This is a genomic window from Pseudaminobacter sp. Soil_N_29 (assembly GCF_057656055.1).
Window position 1 is genome coordinate 79,482 of sequence record NZ_JBDGLC010000003.1, and the last position, 19,759, is coordinate 99,240.

General features: G+C 62.9%; 18 protein-coding genes. 7 read left to right on the top strand and 11 right to left on the bottom strand.

Annotated features, from left to right (window positions below):
* Positions 1-11 precede the first annotated feature (11 nt).
* Positions 12-623: a glutathione S-transferase family protein gene (locus tag AC3A4H_RS09105; protein WP_487766410.1), complete on the top strand. Its 612-nt coding sequence runs from the start codon at positions 12-14 to the stop codon at positions 621-623.
* 234 nt (positions 624-857) lie between these two features.
* Here the strand turns inward: AC3A4H_RS09105 and AC3A4H_RS09110 are convergent, their stop codons facing one another.
* On the bottom strand, positions 858-1,070 hold the full coding sequence (locus AC3A4H_RS09110; RefSeq protein ID WP_348777556.1) for a cold-shock protein: 213 nt from the start codon (positions 1,068-1,070) through the stop codon (positions 858-860).
* 316 nt (positions 1,071-1,386) lie between these two features.
* On the opposite strand from AC3A4H_RS09110, the gene AC3A4H_RS09115 reads away from it, so the two are divergent.
* Entirely contained in the window at positions 1,387-1,716 is a 330-nt protein-coding gene (locus AC3A4H_RS09115; protein WP_487766411.1) for a hypothetical protein, read from the top strand.
* A 13-nt stretch (positions 1,717-1,729) separates the two neighbouring features.
* On the opposite strand, the gene AC3A4H_RS09120 is transcribed toward AC3A4H_RS09115, so the two are convergent.
* The gene (locus tag AC3A4H_RS09120; protein ID WP_487766412.1) at positions 1,730-2,311 is read right to left on the bottom strand and encodes a methylated-DNA--[protein]-cysteine S-methyltransferase; all 582 of its coding nucleotides are present in this window, start codon (positions 2,309-2,311) and stop codon (positions 1,730-1,732) included.
* Positions 2,311-2,628: a hypothetical protein gene (locus AC3A4H_RS09125; RefSeq protein ID WP_487766413.1), complete on the bottom strand. Its 318-nt coding sequence runs from the start codon at positions 2,626-2,628 to the stop codon at positions 2,311-2,313. The genes AC3A4H_RS09120 and AC3A4H_RS09125 overlap by 1 nt, the downstream gene beginning before the upstream one ends.
* On the opposite strand from AC3A4H_RS09125, the gene AC3A4H_RS09130 reads away from it, so the two are divergent.
* A complete protein-coding gene (locus tag AC3A4H_RS09130) occupies positions 2,627-3,544 on the top strand; it encodes a transglycosylase SLT domain-containing protein (RefSeq protein WP_487766414.1) in 918 nt (305 codons plus the stop codon). The two genes, AC3A4H_RS09125 and AC3A4H_RS09130, sit on opposite strands and share 2 nt — an antisense overlap.
* A gap of 651 nt (positions 3,545-4,195) precedes the next feature.
* A complete protein-coding gene (locus AC3A4H_RS09135; RefSeq protein WP_487766415.1) occupies positions 4,196-5,554 on the top strand; it encodes a hypothetical protein in 1,359 nt (452 codons plus the stop codon).
* Positions 5,555-5,589: 35 nt separating this feature from the next.
* On the opposite strand, the gene carB is transcribed toward AC3A4H_RS09135, so the two are convergent.
* From carB to AC3A4H_RS09160, 5 genes are all read right to left on the bottom strand, one after another.
* Entirely contained in the window at positions 5,590-9,063 is a 3,474-nt protein-coding gene (gene carB, locus AC3A4H_RS09140; RefSeq protein ID WP_487766416.1) for a carbamoyl-phosphate synthase large subunit, read from the bottom strand.
* 422 nt (positions 9,064-9,485) lie between these two features.
* Complete coding sequence (locus AC3A4H_RS09145) at positions 9,486-11,474, bottom strand: CocE/NonD family hydrolase (protein ID WP_487766417.1); 1,989 nt, start codon at positions 11,472-11,474, stop codon at positions 9,486-9,488.
* A gap of 294 nt (positions 11,475-11,768) precedes the next feature.
* Complete coding sequence (locus AC3A4H_RS09150) at positions 11,769-13,085, bottom strand: oxygenase MpaB family protein (RefSeq protein ID WP_487766418.1); 1,317 nt, start codon at positions 13,083-13,085, stop codon at positions 11,769-11,771.
* 135 nt (positions 13,086-13,220) lie between these two features.
* Positions 13,221-13,901 carry a dihydrofolate reductase family protein gene (locus AC3A4H_RS09155; protein WP_487766419.1) on the bottom strand — a complete coding sequence of 227 codons (681 nt, stop codon included), beginning with the start codon at positions 13,899-13,901 and terminating at the stop codon, positions 13,221-13,223.
* A gap of 150 nt (positions 13,902-14,051) precedes the next feature.
* Positions 14,052-15,401, bottom strand: coding sequence for an Nramp family divalent metal transporter (locus tag AC3A4H_RS09160; protein ID WP_487766420.1), 1,350 nt, complete (start codon positions 15,399-15,401; stop codon positions 14,052-14,054).
* Between the two features lie 233 nt (positions 15,402-15,634).
* On the opposite strand from AC3A4H_RS09160, the gene AC3A4H_RS09165 reads away from it, so the two are divergent.
* Positions 15,635-15,823, top strand: a complete 189-nt coding sequence (locus tag AC3A4H_RS09165) for a hypothetical protein (protein WP_487766421.1) — start codon at positions 15,635-15,637, stop codon at positions 15,821-15,823.
* Between the two features lie 158 nt (positions 15,824-15,981).
* Positions 15,982-16,881: a KPN_02809 family neutral zinc metallopeptidase gene (gene ypfJ / locus AC3A4H_RS09170; protein WP_487766422.1), complete on the top strand. Its 900-nt coding sequence runs from the start codon at positions 15,982-15,984 to the stop codon at positions 16,879-16,881.
* A 57-nt stretch (positions 16,882-16,938) separates the two neighbouring features.
* Here the strand turns inward: ypfJ and AC3A4H_RS09175 are convergent, their stop codons facing one another.
* The 3 genes from AC3A4H_RS09175 to carA all read right to left on the bottom strand — a co-directional run bounded on the left by AC3A4H_RS09175 (position 16,939) and on the right by carA (position 18,880).
* Positions 16,939-17,322: a helix-turn-helix domain-containing protein gene (locus tag AC3A4H_RS09175; protein ID WP_487766423.1), complete on the bottom strand. Its 384-nt coding sequence runs from the start codon at positions 17,320-17,322 to the stop codon at positions 16,939-16,941.
* The gene (locus tag AC3A4H_RS09180) at positions 17,319-17,585 is read right to left on the bottom strand and encodes a type II toxin-antitoxin system RelE family toxin (protein WP_487766424.1); all 267 of its coding nucleotides are present in this window, start codon (positions 17,583-17,585) and stop codon (positions 17,319-17,321) included. The genes AC3A4H_RS09175 and AC3A4H_RS09180 overlap by 4 nt, the downstream gene beginning before the upstream one ends.
* A 92-nt stretch (positions 17,586-17,677) precedes the next feature.
* Positions 17,678-18,880, bottom strand: a complete 1,203-nt coding sequence (gene carA, locus AC3A4H_RS09185; protein ID WP_487766425.1) for a glutamine-hydrolyzing carbamoyl-phosphate synthase small subunit — start codon at positions 18,878-18,880, stop codon at positions 17,678-17,680.
* 427 nt (positions 18,881-19,307) lie between these two features.
* On the opposite strand from carA, the gene AC3A4H_RS09190 reads away from it, so the two are divergent.
* Complete coding sequence (locus tag AC3A4H_RS09190) at positions 19,308-19,757, top strand: GatB/YqeY domain-containing protein (RefSeq protein WP_487766426.1); 450 nt, start codon at positions 19,308-19,310, stop codon at positions 19,755-19,757.
* The last annotated feature ends 2 nt before the right edge of the window (positions 19,758-19,759 follow it).

Consider the following 19,759-nt stretch of genomic DNA (forward strand, 5'->3'; position numbering starts at 1 on the left):
GGAGGCGCGACGTGATCAAGCTTTACGGAATGGTCGATAGCGGCAATTGCTACAAGCCGAGGCTGCTGCTGGCCAAGCTCGAGCAGCCATTCGAGCATGTCGAGGTCAGTTCCCACACGGGTGCCACGCGTTCGGCGGAATATATGGCCAAGAACCCCAACGGCATGGTGCCGCTGGTGGAACTGGAGGACGGCCGGCTGCTGGCCGAGTCCAATGCGATCCTGCTCTATTTCGCCGAAGGGACGCCGCTGCTGCCGACAGACCGCTATGCGCGCGGACTGGCCTATCAATGGCTGTTCTTCGAGCAGTACAGCCACGAACCCTATATCGCAGTGCGCAAGGCGCTTCTGACTGTTCCGGGGCGCGCCAAGGACGCAACGCCCGAGCGCCTGGCGCTGACGCTGGAGCGCGGCAACAAGGCGCTGGGCGTGATGGAGAAGCACCTTTCCGGGAGCGACTTCTTCGTCGGCAACGCCATGAGCGTGGCCGACATTGCGCTCTACGCCTACACGCATGAGGCCGGCAAAGGCGGCTTCGATCTTTCCGCCTATCCGGCGGTAACGGACTGGCTGGCGCGCGTGGCGGCCGAGCCCGGCCATGTGCCGATCGAGTGGCTGCCCTGAAGCGCTCATCCAGGCGCTCACATCCGGCGCTTTTTCGGCAAACAAAAAAGGCGAGGAATTACCCCGCCTTCCGTGTCCCAATCGGGCTGATCAGGAGTTCGCTGGCCAGGTCCGGCGGCAATCTGCCGCGTCGGCTTTCCGGCCTTTAACCTCCGGCGCGCTTGTCGCGCAGCCGCCAGTACATCCGTGACTTGCTGCGCGCTCCGAGCCCTGCGGCCGGCGCGCGCTACGAAATCAGCCGGCCTTGGAAAGAGATCCAGCAGCGGACTTGCCGGTGCGGCGGTCCTGCTCGATCTCGAAATTGATCTTCTGGCCTTCGGTGAGGCTGGTCATGCCAGCGCGCTCGACAGCGGAGATGTGGACGAAAACGTCCGCGCCGCCGTTATCGGGCTGGATGAAACCGAAGCCCTTGGTTGCGTTGAACCACTTTACGGTGCCGGTTGCCATGCTGTGTATTTTCCTTGCGTTTGCAACGTAGTTTGACAGGTGGCCGATGGCCAAAATCCAGTCGTTGGTATCGAGATTTTGGAGATAGACGTCAGCAAACGCGATAATATCGCGAGTATACCAGATCGATCGGCCGAAATATCAACGTGGCTGATATATATCGTCTTGGCTGCGAACACAAGAGGCGTCTCGCCCGAAATAGCTTTTTGGGGAAATCCACCGCTTTCGAAGAGGTGGGCCGCCCGCGCCATTCTTCCGGCCATTTCCCACCATAGCGCGGTTCGAGCCGGAGCGGTATGCGCCGGCTCTAATGGAGATGTCGGTGAAACGTGTCTTGCTTGGTCTTTGCCTGTCGCTGGTGGCCTATGAGGCGCAGGCGATTTCCCGTTACGATTCAATGGACATGACCTGCGCGCAGGTCCAGTCCGCCATCGAGCAGGAGGGAGCTGTGGTGCTGCGCTTCCGCTCCCCGCGCGACGCTTCCATCGAGCGCTACGACCGATTTGTGCGCGACCGCCGCTTCTGCAAGCACAATGAGCGCGCCGAAACCACCATGGTGCCGACCGCCGACCGCAAGGCATGCGCGGTGCGCGAATGCCGCCTGTTCGAGCCGGAGCGCCGGCCGAAGCTCTTGCGCCGCCCCTAGGGTGGTGTGCACGCTAGAATCCGAACGAGGCTTGGGCGGGCGGCGGCGGGCCAAGCTGCACGCCTTCCAGCTTCAAGAGTCGCTCCTTGGTGGCCGAGCCGCCGGGGGCCGAAAAGCCGCCGATCTTGCCGCCGGCGGCGAGGATGCGATGGCAGGGCACGACGATAGGAACCGGGTTGCTGCCCAGCGCCTGGCCGGTCTCGCGCGCCAGCCCGGCATGGCCCGCCCGGCTCGCCAGTTCGCCATAGGTGGTCGTCTCGCCGAAACCCAGCCGGCGCGCCGCGTCGTAGATGGAAAGGCGGAAGGCATCGGCAGCGCCGAGATCGACCGCGATGCCCGAAAAATCGACCGCCTCGCCGGCGGCATAGCGCCGGATCGCCGCGACAGCCGCGATGACCGGCGGCGGCAGATCCTCGGTCGCGCACTCCACTAGCCGGGCACCCGCGGCGCCGGGCAGGGTGGCCAGCAGGCGCTTCAGCGTGGCGGCGCGGTCGCGCTCGGGCAGTTGCACCCGCGTCAAGCCGCGCGGGCTCCAGGAGATGCCGATCCAGCCCAGCCCGGTTTCGAAGAGATGATAGGGAAGGGGAAGGGACATTAGGCGGCCACCTGTTTCACGCCTCTTATATCACGGTTAATGCCTGGTACAAACGGCGAACAAATGCTTTTCCTTACTGTTTGAAACAGCAGTTGATCGGCCGCTCTATTGCGATTTTGCACCCGCGTGTTGCCCAGGCTGGATGCCTCATGTAAGAGATTTTCGGGCGGGACTGATATTTTTGAAACGATTGCAGTGAGAGCGGGCTTGCCCAAATTGCGGATTTCCCTGGCTGTCGGCGTTGCGCTTTCTGCGGCGAGCCTGTCGGCTTGTACTTCCACCGGAAACGGCACCTCGCCGGACCTTTCGCTGAGCATGGCGCCTGCCTACGAGCAGGAAATCGACATTCCGCTGCCCGAAACGGTGGCCGTGCTGCCCAGTTCCTATGCGCCGGTCGAAGGCGCGCCAGTGCCGCTGGTGGCCGAGGCAGCCGAAGTGCCGGCCGAGGGCGCCGTGCAGGTGGCCGAGGGCGCCGCGCAGGTGGCCGAGGCGGCATTGCCCGAAGCCACGCTTCCGCCGCCGTCGCGGCCGGGCGACATTCTGGCGGCGGCAGTGCAGCAGCAGAAGCAGCAGCCGGCCGGCACGCAGGTGGCCTCGCTGGAGCCGGTGGCTCTGCCCAGCGCCTATGCCGCGCCGCAGGCCGGTGCGCCCTCCGGCAATCTCGACCAGCTCATCGCCAAATATGCCGCCGTCTACGAAGTGCCGGTGGACCTGGTGCGCCGCGTGGTGCGGCGCGAGAGCAATTTCGACCCGGGCGCCTACAGCAAGGGCCATTGGGGCCTGATGCAGATCAAGCATTCCACCGCGCGCGGCATGGGCTATGACGGCCCGGCCGACGGCCTGCTCGACGCCGAGACCAACCTGAAATATGCGGTGAAATATCTCCGCGGCGCCCTGCTGGTGGCCGATGGCGACCATGAGCGCGCCGACAAGTTCTACCAGCGCGGCTATTATTATGACGCCAAGCGCAAGGGCCTGCTGACCGAGACCGGCCTGGGCATCGACCGCCACCGCATGCGCCGCAAGGAAGAGGTTGCCGAGGCTGCCCAGCCGCAGCCCGATTTCCCGCCCGCACCTTCGGTCCTCCCGGCCTCTGTGCAGGGCGAATTCCCGCCAGCCCCGGCCGCGCCGGAAGCTATGCCGGTGGCTGCCCCCGTTGCCGATCAGCCGGTGCTCACGCCGGCAATCGCGCCTGTGCCGACCGCCGCCCCCGCACCCGCCGGCGCCGCCTGATTTTTTTTGGGGGCTGGCGCGCTTCATCATCGCCACGCCCGGTTTTCACCGTCTGGCCATTTCAAAGAACCTGGGAAGACGGGCGGTCGTCGGACGCGCTCATCTAGGTAAATCTTGCGGCCCTTCGACCGCCCGTTCGATGCTCTTGCCCCCGCTCCGGCCCTCCGCTATGGCTCCGGGCGTTCGTCATTCGAAAAGCCAAATCGTTGGCTTTTCGTCCGCTTCGCGGACCATTCCTCACCCTCCACATTCGCGTGGCCAGCCGCCGCCAAGGCCCGGGCTTGGGGGTTCATCACCCAGCAACGCCACCGTAGCGCCACCAGCCCGGACATCGCCGGCCTCCACGTGCATCCGGTTCATGACCCGTGTTCCCGTGAGGCCGATGCGGGCCATTATGAAGGCATCGGAAAGGGCGGGGATGAAGAAACTCGTCCCCGATCTTTACGGCCAGGAAAATCAATCTCTTGCGCGGAGAGCGCAGCGGATTTCATCCGCACTTGGCCGCGCGGCCAAGTGATGTCAGGCGCGTATCGATGATCTGTGCAATTCGATTGCTCAGGTGCGGTCTCATCGCATAGCAGCGGGACAGAGTTGCTTTATGCGCGCCACTAGAGAAACCTAGTACAACGATTTCCGGTAGGTCTGTGCGCCATGCTTTACCATCTGATTTCAGAGATTATTGTAGAATTGAAGGCAATCCAGGGTGTGCCGGTCCACCTCTTAACTAAAGGCGATGAGTTTGGGTTTCCAAGAATTATAGGCGTTGGAGAGGGGCGTGCACTCCACGTAAACAAGAAGATCGATGATCTGATTGCCCAAGTGGCGGGACATATTCATGAGAAGATAGACGATTTTCGCCAGACAACTGGTATCCAGGATCTTCGACCGTTAGTCAGATCAGCAGTTGCTGCGGAGTTGGCCAAGGTTGATCTAGATGGTCCCGTAGCCGAGATTTCGGATACGGTGGTTCGAGAAACTTTGTCGACGATCACATCGAAGTGGACACAGCGGAGCGGTCTCCACCAACATTGTTTTGCTTGCACCCTGTTTGGCTTTGATGTTGCTCCATTTGAAATTGGCGCCGTGAGATTTGAGGCCCGAAACGACTGGCTTTCTCGTCGACTAGCCAGAAGAGAGATTGGGAAGGTTACTGCCAATAGGATTGCCGCAGTTTGGCACGGCCAACGGCTTAGGAAACGGAAGCGTAGTTGGGAAAGTGTGTATGAGCGCGAAATCCTCGATCTGATCGGCAGTTGCCGCTATGTTATTAGCGTTACCACGGATGGTCTAACGCAGCACTTTGGGCAGGAAAAAGCTCTCATCGCCGCCCGCATTGCTCTAACCGCAATTGCTCTTTTATGGCGTACCCCGTCAAAGCGCTTGGCCGGTTTTAACTTGGCCTATGATCGTGAGGTGCGCTCTCTGGTCAGCATGACCATAATTCAAGGGCGCCTTCTATGTTCATATAGCAAGATAAACTTGGCAGTTGATGGCACCTTCAGGGGAAGTGACTGGTTGGAATTGTATAGTAATGAAAGATCTTATTTTGCTCTTTTCGCAGAGATAATCAGTTTCATATTAAAAGAAGGTGCCGACAACGATCGCCAACGGACACTTCGCAAGGTATTCCATGCAACTCTATGGTTTCATGAGGGTTGCAGAGAGACATCTCCACTTATTGCGACAGTTAAGTACGCCGCATGCATGGATGCGCTTGCTAGTGGAAAGGGGGACGGGGCAATTTTAGCGGTTTTTGAGCGGGTTCTTGGATGGAAGCGCACTGACGTAGTTTTCTCGGATGGGACGACCCTAGAGACTGCAGTTTTGAGAATCTATAAGCAGGGAAGAAGCAGAACAATCCACGGAAACAATGATCAAGCGCATTTGGATTGGAGCACTATAGCCGCACGCGCCGAACAGTTGGCGAGGCACCTGCTCTTAGGTTGTCTCGAGTGGGCTGCGGAAAAAGATCTGAAAAGCGATATAGCTATCCTAGCCAAGCGAAAATAATCTTCGCTTAGCTAGCAGCCTGTGTAGCAATTTTCTCAAAAATACTCCTGCAGCGGCCTGACCTCCAGGCTGCCTGCCTTCAGCGCGGCGATGGCTTCGGCGACCGCGCCCATGCCGGCCAGCGTGGTGTAGTAGGGCACCTTCTGCATCAGGGTCGCGCGGCGGATCGATTTTGAATCCGACACCGCCTTCTGGCCGTCGGTCGTGTTGAACACGATCTGGATCTGGCGGTTGCGGATGGCGTCCTCGATATGCGGGCGGCCTTCCAGCACCTTGTTTATCTTTTCCGCCGCGACGCCGTTTTCGGCCAGGAAGCGCTGGGTGCCGCCGGTGGCCAGCACCTTGAAGCCCTGTTCGGCCAGGCGCTTGACGGGCGCCAGCACGCCCTGCTTGTCGTCGTCGCGCACCGAGACGAACAGCGTGCCGGAGCGCGGCAGGTCGACGCCCGCGCCGAGCTGCGCCTTGGCGAAGGCCAGCGCATAGTCGCGGTCCAGCCCCATGACCTCGCCGGTGGAGCGCATTTCGGGCCCGAGCAGGATGTCGACGCCCGGGAAGCGCGCAAACGGGAACACCGCTTCCTTGACCGCGATGTGGCCGGGCGTGCGCGCGTCGGGCCTTGCGCCGTAATGGGCGAAGGCTGAGTCCAGCGTCTCGCCGGCCATGATGCGGGCCGCGACCTTGGCGATCGGCTTGCCCACGGTCTTGGCCACGAAGGGCACGGTGCGGCTGGCGCGCGGGTTCACCTCCAGCACATGGATGGTGCCGTCCTTGATCGCGTATTGCACGTTCATCAGGCCGCCGACCTTGAGCGCGCGGGCAAGGGCCGCCGTCTGGCGCTCCAGTTCCTCGACGATTTCGGCGGACAGCGAGTGGACCGGCAGCGAGCAGGCGCTATCGCCCGAATGGATGCCGGCCTCCTCGATGTGCTCCATGATGCCGGAGACGAAGACTTCCTCGCCGTCGCACAGGCAGTCCACGTCGACTTCGATGGCGTCGGTGAGATAGGTGTCGAACAGCAGCGGGTTCTTGCCCAGCAGCGTGTTGATCTGGCCGGTCTTGTCGTTGGGGTACTTTTGCTTGATGTCTTCGGGCACCAGGCCGGGCACGATGTCGAGCAGGTAGGTCTGCAGCATGCTCTCGTCGTGGATGATCTGCATGGCGCGGCCGCCCAGCACATAGGACGGGCGCACCACCAGCGGGAAGCCGAGCTCGCCGGCCACGGTGCGCGCCTGCTCGACCGAGTAGGCGATGCCGTTCCTGGGCTGGGTGAGGTCGAGCTTCTGCAAGAGCTTCTGGAAGCGGTCGCGGTCTTCGGCGAGGTCGATGGCGTCGGGCGAGGTGCCGAGGATCGGGATGCCGTTCTTCTCCAGCGCTTCGGCCAGCTTCAGCGGGGTCTGGCCGCCGAACTGCACGATGACGCCGACGAGCTCGCCGCGGCTCTGCTCCATCTTCAGGATCTCGATCACGTCTTCCGCCGTCAGCGGCTCGAAATAGAGCCGGTCGGAGGTGTCGTAGTCGGTCGAGACCGTTTCCGGGTTGCAGTTGATCATGATGGATTCGTAGCCGGCCTCGGCCAGCGCGAAGCAGGCGTGGCAGCAGCAATAGTCGAACTCGATGCCCTGGCCGATGCGGTTCGGGCCGCCGCCGAGGATCACCACCTTCTTGCGGTCGCTGACGCCGGCCTCGTTTGCGGGCTGGCCGGCAAACGGCACCTCATAGGTGGAGTACATATAGGCGGTGGGGGAGGCGAACTCGGCGGCGCAGGTGTCGATGCGCTTGTAGACCGGGTGGACGCCGAGCGAATTGCGCAGCTGCGCGACCGCCTTGGCGGTCTTGCCCGTCAGTGAGGCCAGGCGGGCGTCCGAAAAACCCATGGCCTTGAGCATGCGCAGGTTCACCGCGTCTTCCGGCAGGCCGTGCTCGCGGATGCGCTCTTCCATGGCGATGATGCCGGCGATCTGCTCCAGGAACCACGGGTCGATCTTGCACATGGCGTGCACGTCTTCCAGCGAGGTGCCCATGCGGATGGCCTGGGCGACCATGCGCAGGCGGTCGGGCGTGGGGGTGCCGAGGGCTGCGCGGACGGCGTTCTTGTCGTCGCCATGACCGTAGCCGGGGATCTCGATCTCGTCGAGGCCGGTGAGGCCGGTTTCCAGGCCGCGCAGGGCCTTCTGCAGCGATTCCTGGAAGGTGCGGCCGATGGCCATGACCTCGCCCACCGACTTCATGGCGGTGGTCAGCGTCGGCTCTGCGCCGGGGAATTTCTCAAACGCAAAGCGCGGGATCTTGGTGACGACATAGTCGATGGTCGGCTCGAAGGAGGCCGGCGTCGCGCCGCCGGTGATGTCGTTCTCAAGTTCGTCCAGCGTGTAGCCGACGGCGAGCTTTGCGGCGATCTTGGCGATGGGGAAGCCGGTGGCCTTGGAGGCGAGCGCCGACGAGCGCGACACGCGCGGGTTCATCTCGATGACGACGAGGCGGCCGTCCTCGGGGTTGACGGCGAACTGGACGTTGGAGCCGCCGGTCTCGACGCCGATCTCGCGCAGCACCGCGATCGAGGCGTTGCGCATGATCTGGTATTCCTTGTCGGTCAGCGTCAGCGCCGGTGCAACGGTGATGGAATCGCCGGTGTGCACGCCCATCGGATCGATGTTCTCGATGGAGCAGACGATGATGCAGTTGTCCGCCTTGTCGCGGACGACCTCCATCTCGTATTCCTTCCAGCCGAGCACGCTTTCCTCGATGAGGACTTCGGTGGTGGGCGAGGCGTCGAGGCCCGACTGCACGATCTCGAAGAATTCCTGACGGTTGAAGGCGATGCCGCCGCCGGTTCCGCCGAGCGTGAACGAGGGGCGGATGATGGCCGGCAGGCCGACCACGTCGAGCGCCTGGGCGGCCACGCCCATGGCGTGCGAGACGTAGCGCTGCTTGCGGTCGCCTTCGCCGAGGTTCCACTGCGTTTCGAGCGCGTCGAGGGCGGTGTCGGAGGCGCCGGAGGCCTTCAACTCGGCGCGCTCGGCCTCATGCTTCTTGCGGTCGGCGTCCTTGACGTCGGTGGCGTTGGCCAGCATCGAGCGCGGCGTCTCCAGCCCGATCTTGGCCATGGCCTCGCGGAACAGGGCGCGGTCCTCGGCCTTGTCGATGGCGTGCGCGTCGGCACCGATCATCTCGACATTATAGCGCTCGAGCACGCCCATGCGGCGCAGCGACAGCGCGGTGTTGAGTGCGGTCTGGCCGCCCATGGTGGGCAGCAGCGCGTCGGGGCGCTCCTTGGCGATGATCTTGGCGACGACCTCGGGCGTGATCGGCTCGATATAGGTGGCGTCGGCCAGGTCCGGGTCGGTCATGATCGTGGCCGGGTTGGAATTGACCAGGATGACGCGGAACCCTTCCTCCCGCAGCGCCTTGCAGGCCTGGGTGCCGGAATAGTCGAACTCGCAGGCCTGCCCGATGACAATGGGCCCTGCGCCGATGATCAGGATGGACTTGATGTCGGTGCGTTTTGGCATGGGCGGGGTCCGTTCGTCTTTGGCTCTACACGAAACCCCGGCGCGGGAACGCCCGGCCGGTGGGGATGCAGAGTCTGTTGTCAGGCTAAGGGCGCCTTATAGGCAAATGCCGGCACGCTTGTAACCCCAAATATGCGTGAATCTTCGCGACTTTTCGACATGGCAGTCATGCGGATGGGGAGGAGGCGTCCCTCGTGGCTCTGCTTGGGCCGCACGGCCTTCGCAGGACACGTGGGGATGCAGGCGGAAACTTGCTTGCCGTTGGGTACGGGAAAGCTGATTTCGACCTTATCGCGGTCGTTCGTCTCCAGCTGCTTAAATCCAGCAAGCTGACGTTCCCCTTGGCTCTGAGGCTCGCCGCTGGCGTCGACGGGCGTCCTCGTGCAGGTTCTATTGGGTCGGCACGGTTTATAGGGGCTTCCTCACTGAAACATCCGCGGAATATGGTCTGCCCATGTCTTTTCTCTAATCAGTTCGCCGTTCTTCCGCAAAGTCTTGGTGAAAGTGACGTGGAAATATGAGGCATCCGACTCGATCCGTGCCTTGGTCGAGAGGTCTATTTCATTGCCCTTGATGGTAAAAATATTTCTACGTTCGCCTTGGTAGCGGGCGTTGGCGGGCATGGCGTCATTGACGTCCCATCGGTATGACTCGCTGGATCGATATTTGTCGTCACGAATGATCCAGGAAATGTCGCTGGCGGTCGTGAATGTCGAATCGCCGGTTTGTTCATTGCGGAAACTGTTGAAAACAGGGCCGTTATTTTCCAGCTCTTTGCCAAAAGGTGCCGCATCACTGGGCTCCGGCGGGGGTAGCATACAAGCTTGGGTCGTATCGTTTTGCGTCGGCACCACCGGCAATTCGAGCCATGTGTCGTTGCTCAGCAAAAGACTGGTGGTGCCCGGCGTAGGACTGGGCCAGACCATGGGAAATTGCGCGTTGGCGACGGCCAGGCGGATACGATGGCCGGGTTTGAAGCGCCATGTGGTGAAGTGAACCGAGGTGGTCAGCGTAGTCGGTTCACCGGGTATCAGCGCCGCAGGCTCAAGCCGCGAAAAACGCTGGGAAGGATTGATGATCGCGCCGCTGACCAAGGACACCTTGCCATCCGGAGCAACATCCTCCAAACGCACTGTCCACTGGTAAAAAGGAGCATCTGCGGTCACGCGCAAGCGCACTTGCGGCATGCCCATGATTTCCAGGGCCTCGGCCAAGGGAGCAGAGTCGTAGACCAGACTGTGGGCGTCGTCCGCTGCCATGTCGCCCGTTTGTTCGCCCCACCAACCACCAGCTGCCATCCCGCTGCCGGCGCGGTAGAGCAGGGCTTGGGCGGTTTCCAGCGCTGCAGGGGCATTGCCCAGATGTTGCGCGGTTTGAGGGTAGAGGCGGTGGGTGGTGCCGACGTCCGATGGCCACTGCTTATCGCAGCGCCAATAACCGGGGACAGTGGCCAGGTCGGTGGCAGGCGCGTGCCCGGTACGCATGAATGCCATCCAGCGGGGCTCATCCAGAATCCCATTGTCTATTCCCTTGAGCCAGTAATCCCACCAGCGCAAGGCCTTTTGCCGCCACTCGTAGTTGGGGCCGGGCACGCCGTATTCAGGCCATGCGTGGTTCCATGGCCCGATTTCCGCAATGACCGGCGCCTTGGCGGTCCGACCCACATCCATGACGAAATCCCGGTAGCCGTCGAGCAATCCACCGATCAGATAGCTTGGAACCTCCAGGGGGGCTTTGAACTTGAGGGACTCCTTGCGCCAGAAATCGCCATCCTGTTGCTGGCGCAGCCAGGTGAATATCCAGGGTTCCCTGTCGAAACGATTCCGGAAATACTCGTCATCAATGCGGTAGTCCGGGCTTCGAGGCATCGAACTATCGGTATCAATTTGATGCGCATAGGAATCTATGTGCAAAGCGCCGTCGATGTAGTGCACGTCATTGTAGAAGAGGTCGGTCGACCCATGCGCCGCAATGATGGCCTTGAGCGCAGGCGGTTTTCTGTGGGCCGTCATCAGTGAGTTGAAGGCACTCCATGAAAGGCCATACATTCCCACATTGCCATTGGACCATCTCATTTTGGACAGTTGGGCGATCAACTCCTCCGCATCGGAAATCTCCGCTTCGGAATACTCGCTTTCGGGAATGCCGCCCTCACTGCCTCCCGTACCGCGCACATCCACACGGGCAACAACATAGCCGCGCTTGGCAAAATATGAGCCATATTCATAATCGCCAAGCGCGAAAAAATCATCCTTGCGATAAGGCAGCATTTCCATAATCACGGGGAAGGTTTCATCAGGCTTTTTGGCCACTGGCCGGTAGTAGGTCACAGCCAAGCGCACGCCGTCTGTCATTTCGAGCGTGCTGTTTTCCAGAATAAATTCGTAGTGCGTGGCGTCCGCTGACGGCATGGCATCTGCAGAGAAGCCGAATAAACCACCTATGAGGAATAGACAAATTGCTAGTTTCCCCAAGATGTTTGCCCTCAAAGCTATCATTTGTCCCATGGTGTTTTGTGTTGTTTGCAGCCGCTAATGGCACGTGTCGGCCTGGTGGTTGATTTACGGCTTCGGCGCCGTGTGCAATCGCCCGCAGTCATGACAGTGGCCGCGGCATTTTGCGCTCCCGACACGATGCGAACGTGCGACCGCCGGCGCGGGCTCTGCTTTCTCACAGATCCGGCGTTGCCGAGCAGCCGCGATCGGCTACGGCGCGCTCGGCCGATAGGCGGATGCGTCGGTCGTGAAGTGGGCATGACCCCAGGATGCAAGCTGCTTCCCGATGATCGCAACCAGACGTCGGTCCACTGCACCTGCAAGCATCGGTATGTTCATCGCGAGCCTGTAAGCCAGGAGGCGGCTACCGGTCACCGTTGCGGCGATGCCGTAGCAGGCCTTGTCCAGCGCATTGGGAACCACTCCCATGCTTGCGGCTCTCGCCGAATCCCCGCCCGCATAGTTCTTGACGAAGAACACCTTCGAGAACCCTTTCTCCACACGATCGAAGACGCGGGAGGTGAGGGAGTTGTCCGGCGGGAGATAGGCGCCGAGCGTCGCGCGCAGCAGATTGCCGCAGGTATCGTCATCGAAGCCCGACCGCAGTGTCGCGAGGCTCGCGGCCATCAGCGTCACGATCTCCTTTGGCGTGGTCGCCAGGAGAGTCTCGGGCAAACCGAGCAGGTAGCAACGGTAACGGCTGAGTTCGACGCGGGCCCGCTCCTCCGCCGTGAACTCGCTACGGCCCTGACGCAGCACGCCGGCTGCCATCATGGTGACCGATATGAGACCCGCCGGCATCTGATCGACCTGCGGGATCGGGACGCCGTAGACCGATACGTCCCAGCGGCCCTTGCGCATGGCGTTGAAGCGCACCATCGCATGCATCAGGCGAACCATCGCCGCAGCACGGAAGCCATCGCCGCCGCGGGCAAGCGCGCCGGGCAGCACCGAGGTCGCGAAGAACGTCGCCGTCTCCTTGACACGCCTGGCTGCGCTCTCATTCGAAAGCGCACCGGTCAGCGCCATCGGGAGCGCAGCGTACCGGTTCATGAAGGTCGCGATGAAGGCGGCGCGGATGGCAATGGGGCTCATGATCGCCATGGCCGCCCGCTCGAGACGAGCTCCTTCCTCGACCATCGCCATGTCCAGCCAATCGGGCACCGTTTCCATCGCCGTGATGAAGGTGCGCAGTTCCGGCGGGGCGTCGGCAACGGAATCAATGCCGCGCTTGCAGGCCTGATCGACCATGTCGATCAGGCGCTTGAAGCCGTATTCCGGCATCAGGGCGGCATAAGGATCGGCCACGCGATCGCCCATGAAGGTGTAGGCGCGGATGAGTGTCATCAGGCCGTCATCAGCGAGAAGCTGGGCACGCTCTGCATCGCTTGCAGATCGCAGTTCATTCGGATCACCGGCAGCGCCGGCAAAGCGCTCCGGCACGGCGTCAAAATCCACGGCCCCGTAGATCGAAGGCGTGGCAATGGCTTGTGACCGCACCTGATCCCAAATCTGCTGCTTATCCATGCTGCTCATCCCGATCGGAGCCGTGTCGAAGCGGCTCCCTGGAGCAACGCCGGGCGCACAATAGGAAGCAACACTTAACTCCAGCTTACCCGTGTGCACGCCCGGTTCCGGCGTTGCTTGACGAAACGGCCGATGCTATCTGCCGGGCAGCTTCCGCTCCATCTCAGCCAGTCCGCGCCGCCGCTCCAGTTCCGCCTCGCTCGGGTTTTCCAGTCCGAAGTCGCCGGTCTCGACCTCGCCGGCGCGTTCGTAGGTCGCGATGATGACGCCGTTGGGCGTGACGAGGCTGTCGGTCAGCTTGAGCGCCGCGGGCATGGTACCGGACCCGAACAGCTTCTTGCCGCTGCCGAGCACTACCGGCATGACGATGAGCTGGATGCGGTCGATGAGGTCGTGCTGCAAGAGTTGCTGGATGAGCTGGCTGGAGCCCTGGATGAGCAGGTCCGGCCCGTCGCCCTGCTTCAGTTCGCGCAATGAAGTGGGGACGTCCTCGCCGAGCCATGTGGTGTTCTGCCAGGTGAGGCTGTCAGGCTTGTGGGTGGCGACATATTTGGTCACGCCGTCGAACAGCGTGCCGATCGGATCGTCCTTCGCATAGGGCCAGTGGGCGGCGAAGATGTCATAGGTGCGCCGGCCCAGAAGCAGGTCGAAGGGTCTCTCGAACAGCTTGCCCATGACGCCGCCCACTACCTCGTCGAAATGGGGCACCGCCCAGCCTTCATGCTGGAAGCCGCCGGTGGGGTCCTCCTGCGGGCCTCCCGGCGCCTGCATGACCCCGTCGAGGCTGACGAAGACCGTGGCATTGATTTCTCTCATGATGTGTCTCCCTGAACTCACGGGCGCCAGAATGCCCGAGGACAGCCCAAGGACGCACGGCGCGCCCTGGTGCCGACATGCACGAGATCGATTTTGCGGGAGAACGCATTTCCGCGCCAGAGCCTTGAGAACTGGCTCTGGTCGGGCCGGTCAGCCGAGAACAAAGTCGTAGATCAGCTTCAGGTTCAGCACCGCGATGACCAGGGCAATGACCATCGCGAAGGCGGTGAGCCAGCGTGGCGCCACCAAGGCGCCCATCTTGGCCTTGCTGGCGGTGAAAATGACCAGCGGGAACACCGCGAAGGAAAGCTGCAGGCTGAGCACGACCTGGCTGAGGATGAGGAGCTTGGCGGTGCCGCTTTCGCCGTACCAGACGGTGACGGCGGCGGCCGGCAGGATGGCGATGGCGCGGGTGATGAGCCGGCGCAGCCAGGGCGCCAGCTTGATGCGGATGAAACCTTCCATGACGATCTGGCCGGCGAGCGTTGCCGTGACGCTGGAATTGATGCCGCAGCAGATGAGCGCGATGCCGAACAATATCGGCGCCATCGACAGCCCGAGCAGCGGGGCAAGCAGCGCGTGCGCCTGGGCAATGTCCTCGACATCGGTCTGGCCGACCTTGTGGAAGGTGGCGGCGGCGAGGATGAGGATGGATGCGTTGATGAGCAGGGCGAAGGTCAGCGCGATGGCGGAATCCCAGGACGCGAATTTCAGCGCCTCGCGCTTGTGCTCGATGGTTTCGCCATAGGCGCGGGTCTGTATTATGCCGGAATGCAGGTAGAGATTGTGCGGCATGACTGTGGCGCCGAGGATGCCGAGCGCCAGATAGAGCATTTCCGGGTTGGTGACGATCTGGGTGGTGGGGGCGAAGCCGCGCACCACCGAGGCCCAGTTAGGGTCGGCCAGTGCGATCTGGATGGCAAAGCACGCCGCGATGACCGCAAGCAGCGTGATGATCAGCGCCTCGACCCAGCGGAAGCCAAGCTTCTGCAGATAGAGGATGAGGAACACGTCGAGCGCGGTGATGACGACGCCCATTTCAAGCGGGATGCCGAAGATGAGGTTGAGGCCGATGGCGGTGCCGATGACCTCGGCAAGGTCGGTGGCGATGATGGCGATCTCGGCCATGAACCACAGGCCGTAGGAAACTTGCTTGCCGTAGGCATCGCGGCAGGCCTGGGCAAGGTCGCGCCCCGAGCCGATGGCAAGCCGGGCGCAGAGCGCCTGCAGCACGACCGCCATGATGTTGGAGATCAACGCCACGAACAGCAGCGCATAGCCGAATTTCGAGCCGCCGGCGAGCGAGGTGGCCCAGTTGCCAGGGTCCATATAGCCGACGGCGACGAGATAGCCGGGGCCTATAAAGGCAACGGCCCGACGCCAGGTCGGGCCGTGGGTTCTGACTGAGATAGAGCGGTGTACGTCCGAAAGCGATGCTTCGCCTCGCGGCTGGCGCCAGCCCTCGGCGGTTTCGGTGGCGGTGCGGCTGGATAAATCCATGCAATGGTCTTTTCGGGTTATTCGCAATTGCAAATCATTGGCAATATAACATGGGAGCGATCAAGGCCGAAACAAGGCTGGCGCATGCGATTTTGGCTGACTGCACCGGTTCCGGGGGTCGCAAGACGCGGCGGCGATGCCCGGAAGGGCAGCAGCGCGTGCGGGGAACGGGTGCGGAGGTGATGCGTTGGTGCCGAGCCGGGCGGACCCGGCGGCAACGCAGGAGCAGCGAGATGGGAACGAACCAGGCACCGACGCCGAAAGGCAAGGAAGCGGCCAAGGGCCTCAGGCAGGCGGCAGCCGGGGATGAGCGCAAGGTGGAGGCCCGCACCGGCCACGAGCTGAAGAAGGGCGAAAAGCGCTTCGAGGAGCGCGCGAAGAGCTCGGACGGCAAGAGCGCCGGCACAAAGCAGAAGAGTTGAGAGCCGGCCGAGGGCTGAGTTTCAGGCCCGCGCCCCGGCGGTTGCCCGGCCGCGGGAAATGGAACTTCACCCGCTGATGCAACTGTTTGAGGTGTTCATCTGTTTCAGACTGAGCGGCGCGACAGCAAGCGTGCCGCATTAGTACAGGAGCCGCGTGCATGCTTTGGAGAGGGCGCCGTCAGAGTGACAATGTAGAGGACGAGCGCGGCGGTGGCGGTTTCGGCATGGGGCCGGGCGGCGGCTTCCGCATTCCGGTGGGCGGCGCGACCGGCGGCGGCCTTTCGCTTTCCGGCATCATCTTTCTCATCATCCTGTTCCTGGCGCTCAGGGCCTGCGGCATCGACCCGGTCGAGATACTCGAAGGCGGCGGCGGGATGGGAACGGGCGGCGGCCAGGTGAGCCGCACCGCGCCGCAATCACAAGACGAGATGAAGCAGTTTGTGTCCACCGTCCTGGCCGAGACCGAGGACGTGTGGAACGGCATCTTCCAGGCCAATGGCCGGACCTATGAGGAGCCGAAGCTGGTGCTTTTCTCCGGCCATGCGCGCTCGAACTGCGGCTTTGCGTCGGCGGCGGCCGGTCCGTTCTACTGTCCTGACGACCACAAGGTCTATATCGACCTCTCCTTCTATGACCAGCTCGCTCGCCAGTTCGGCGCTTCCGGCGATTTCGCGCAGGCCTATGTGCTGGCGCACGAGGTCGGCCACCATGTGCAGAACCTGCTGGGCATCCTGCCCAAGGTCAACCGGATGCGGCAGTCGATGGGCGAGGAAGAGTCCAACGCCATGTCGGTGCGCGTGGAACTGCAGGCCGACTGCTTCGCCGGGGTCTGGGGGCATTACACGGCGCAGAAGGGTCTCCTGGAGAAGGGCGACCTGCAGGAGGCGCTGAACGCGGCCAAGCAGATCGGCGACGACACGCTGCAGCGGCGTTCGCAGGGCTATGTGGTGCCCGAAACCTTCAACCACGGCACGTCGGCGCAACGCATGAAATGGTTCAACCGCGGCTTCCAGAGCGGCAAGCTGCAGGATTGCGACACGTTCAACAACCCGGTGTGAGATGGCGTGGGACGCGTTGGCGTGGCGGCAAGAGTTGCCGGGTTCGGCCTGTCGCCGCTAGCCGTCGACCCAGTCGAGCGGCACCGCAAGGGCTTCGGCGAGCCTGGCGGCAGTTTCGGCCGACGCTGTTCTGCGGCGCGCCTCGAGATCCGAAAGGAAGCCCTGCGTCACGTCGGCCTTTTCGGCAAGCTCGCTTTGGGTGAAGCCGCGCCATTTGCGCAGCGCTTTCAGGCGACTTTCGCCGCGCAGGATCGCCATTGAAAGCTCGGCCGGAAAAGGCTCCGTCCCGTGCAATTCAGCCTTGCGGGCGTCGTAGATGGCGATATCGGCCGCATCCTCCGCGGCCTGGTCGGCTGCCTGCACGAGTGCCTCGTACTCGGCTCTGGGAAGGACGACCATTTCCTCCCCGCTGGGAGTTTTGATGATCTGGGGCGCGTTCATCTCTTTTGATCCTGATTCCGGCGATAGGTGACCGTGTCGCGCTTGCCGATGTAGATGGCCAATATGGTTGTCCGGTCCTCGTCGAAGATGACGCGATAACGGCCGATCCGCAGGCGGAAACCATCGCGTCCGACGAGGCGCTTCACGTCGCCCTTGCCGCTGATCGCGTAGTCGACCAAGCCGTCCGACACCTGCCTGCGCGCCGCGGCGGGGAGATTGTCCAGATCTCGCGCCGCCGAAGCGGTCAGCACAATCGTCTTCATGCGACGATATTGCTATATTATCGCAAGAGCGCAAGCCGCGCAAAGATCGCGAAAAAGAAAAAGCCGCCCGAAGGCGGCTTCTACTTGGCTTCTTACTGCCTAGCCAGCGCCGGTTCGGCCTGGCGGGCGCGGATGGCTTCGACGAAGCGGCGGAACAGGTAGTGCGAGTCCTGCGGGCCGGGCGAGGCCTCGGGGTGGTGCTGCACCGAGAACACCGGGCGGCCGGTGAGCGCAATGCCGCAATTCGAGCCGTCGAACAGCGAAACGTGGGTTTCCACGACGCCTTCCGGCAGCGACTTGGCGTCGACCGCAAAGCCATGGTTCATCGACACGATCTCGACCTTGCCGGTGGTGTGGTCCTTGACCGGGTGGTTGGCGCCGTGATGGCCCTGGTGCATCTTCTCGGTCTTGCCGCCGAGCGCTAGGGCCAGCATCTGGTGGCCGAGGCAGATGCCGAAGACGGGAATGTCGGTCTTGAGCAGGTTCTTGATGGTCGGCACGGCATATTCGCCGGTCGCCGCCGGGTCGCCGGGGCCGTTGGACAGGAAGATGCCGTCCGGCCGCATGGCCAGGATGTCCTCGGCGCTGGTGGTGGCCGGCACGACGGTGACCTTGGCGCCCAGCCCGGCAATGATGCGCAGGATGCTGCGTTTCACGCCGTAGTCGACCGCGACCACGTGCATGGTCGGCGCGGTCTGCTCGCCATAGCCTTCATTCCAGACCCAGGGCGTCTCGCGCCAGACCGAGGACTGGCCGGAGGTGACTTCCTTGGCGAGGTCGAGGCCGACCAGGCCGGGCCAGCCGGCGGCGCGGGCCTTGAGGTCTTCGAGGTCGAACTTGCCGTCGGGCGAATGCGCGATGACGGCGTTGGGCGAGCCCTTTTCGCGGATCAGCGCGGTGAGCGCGCGGGTGTCGATGCCGGAGATGGCGACGACGCCGCGCCGCTTCAGCCAATGGTCGAGATCGCTGGTGGCGCGGTAGTTGGAGGGCGAGGTGATGTCGGCCTTGAAGACGGCGCCGACCGCGCCGTTGTGGGCGGCCGGGTTCAGGTCTTCGGCGTCTTCGTCATTGGTGCCGATGTTGCCGATGTGCGGGAAGGTGAAGGTGACGATCTGGCCGGCATAGGACGGATCGGTGAGGATTTCCTGGTAGCCGGTGAGGGCGGTGTTGAAGCAGACCTCGGCGACCGCGCTGCCGGTGGCGCCCAGGCCGCGGCCCTCGATGACCGTCCCGTCGGCCAGAACCAGAACTGCGGTTGGCGCTTGGGTTGCCCAGGGGGCGGTGTTGGTGGCCATGTCGGCTACTCCATATCCTGTCTTCGCGGTCGGCTTGGTCAGCGGGCGGGCCGGGTGCGGCTCGAGCGGCGCCGTGGTGACGGCCCGGCGAGCGGGCCGAATGGCGCAGCAAAAAACACGGGGCCCCGCGCGAACCGCAAACCCCCGTGCATACCCAAAAACAAGTCCATGCAAGGCACGCACAATAGGGGAAGGTGCCCGCACGGTCAATGTTGGCGCCGGCTGCAGCCGGCAAAAATTTTGCAGCGCAATATCGCAATCAGATGGCGATCGCGGCGGGGTTTGCCTTCCATCGCGGGCCGCATTAGACGGGTGCGCTTCCCGATGGAATCGGGAGCAAGCCGCCCCTTCGCCCGAAAGTAGAAAACCATTTTCCCGCCAGCGGGATCATGGTCTATTGTCGGCGCCAATCCAAGGAGTTGTCGCCATGCGCGAGATCATCGCTGAGGCACTGAAGACCGCACTGAAGGCGCAGGACAAGCGCCGCACCTCGACGCTGCGCCTGATCAATGCGGCGATCCAGGACCGCGACATTTCCAACCGCGGCGCCGGCAAGGACCCGGTCAGCGACGAGGACATCCGGCTGATCCTGGCCAAGATGGTCAAGCAGCGCGAGGAATCGGCCAAGGCCTTCGAGGATGGCGGCCGGCCGGAACTGGCGGCGCAGGAGCGCGACGAGATCGAGATCATCCGCGAGTTCCTGCCCAAGCAGATGGACGACGAAGCGGTGACGCAGGCCGTGCGCGACGCAATCGCCGAGACCGGGGCCGAAGGCCTGCGCGACATGGGCCGCGTAATGACGGCGCTGCGCGAGAAATTTGCCGGCCAGATGGATTTCGGCAAGGCCAGCGCGCTGGTGAAGGCATCGCTGCAGTAGGC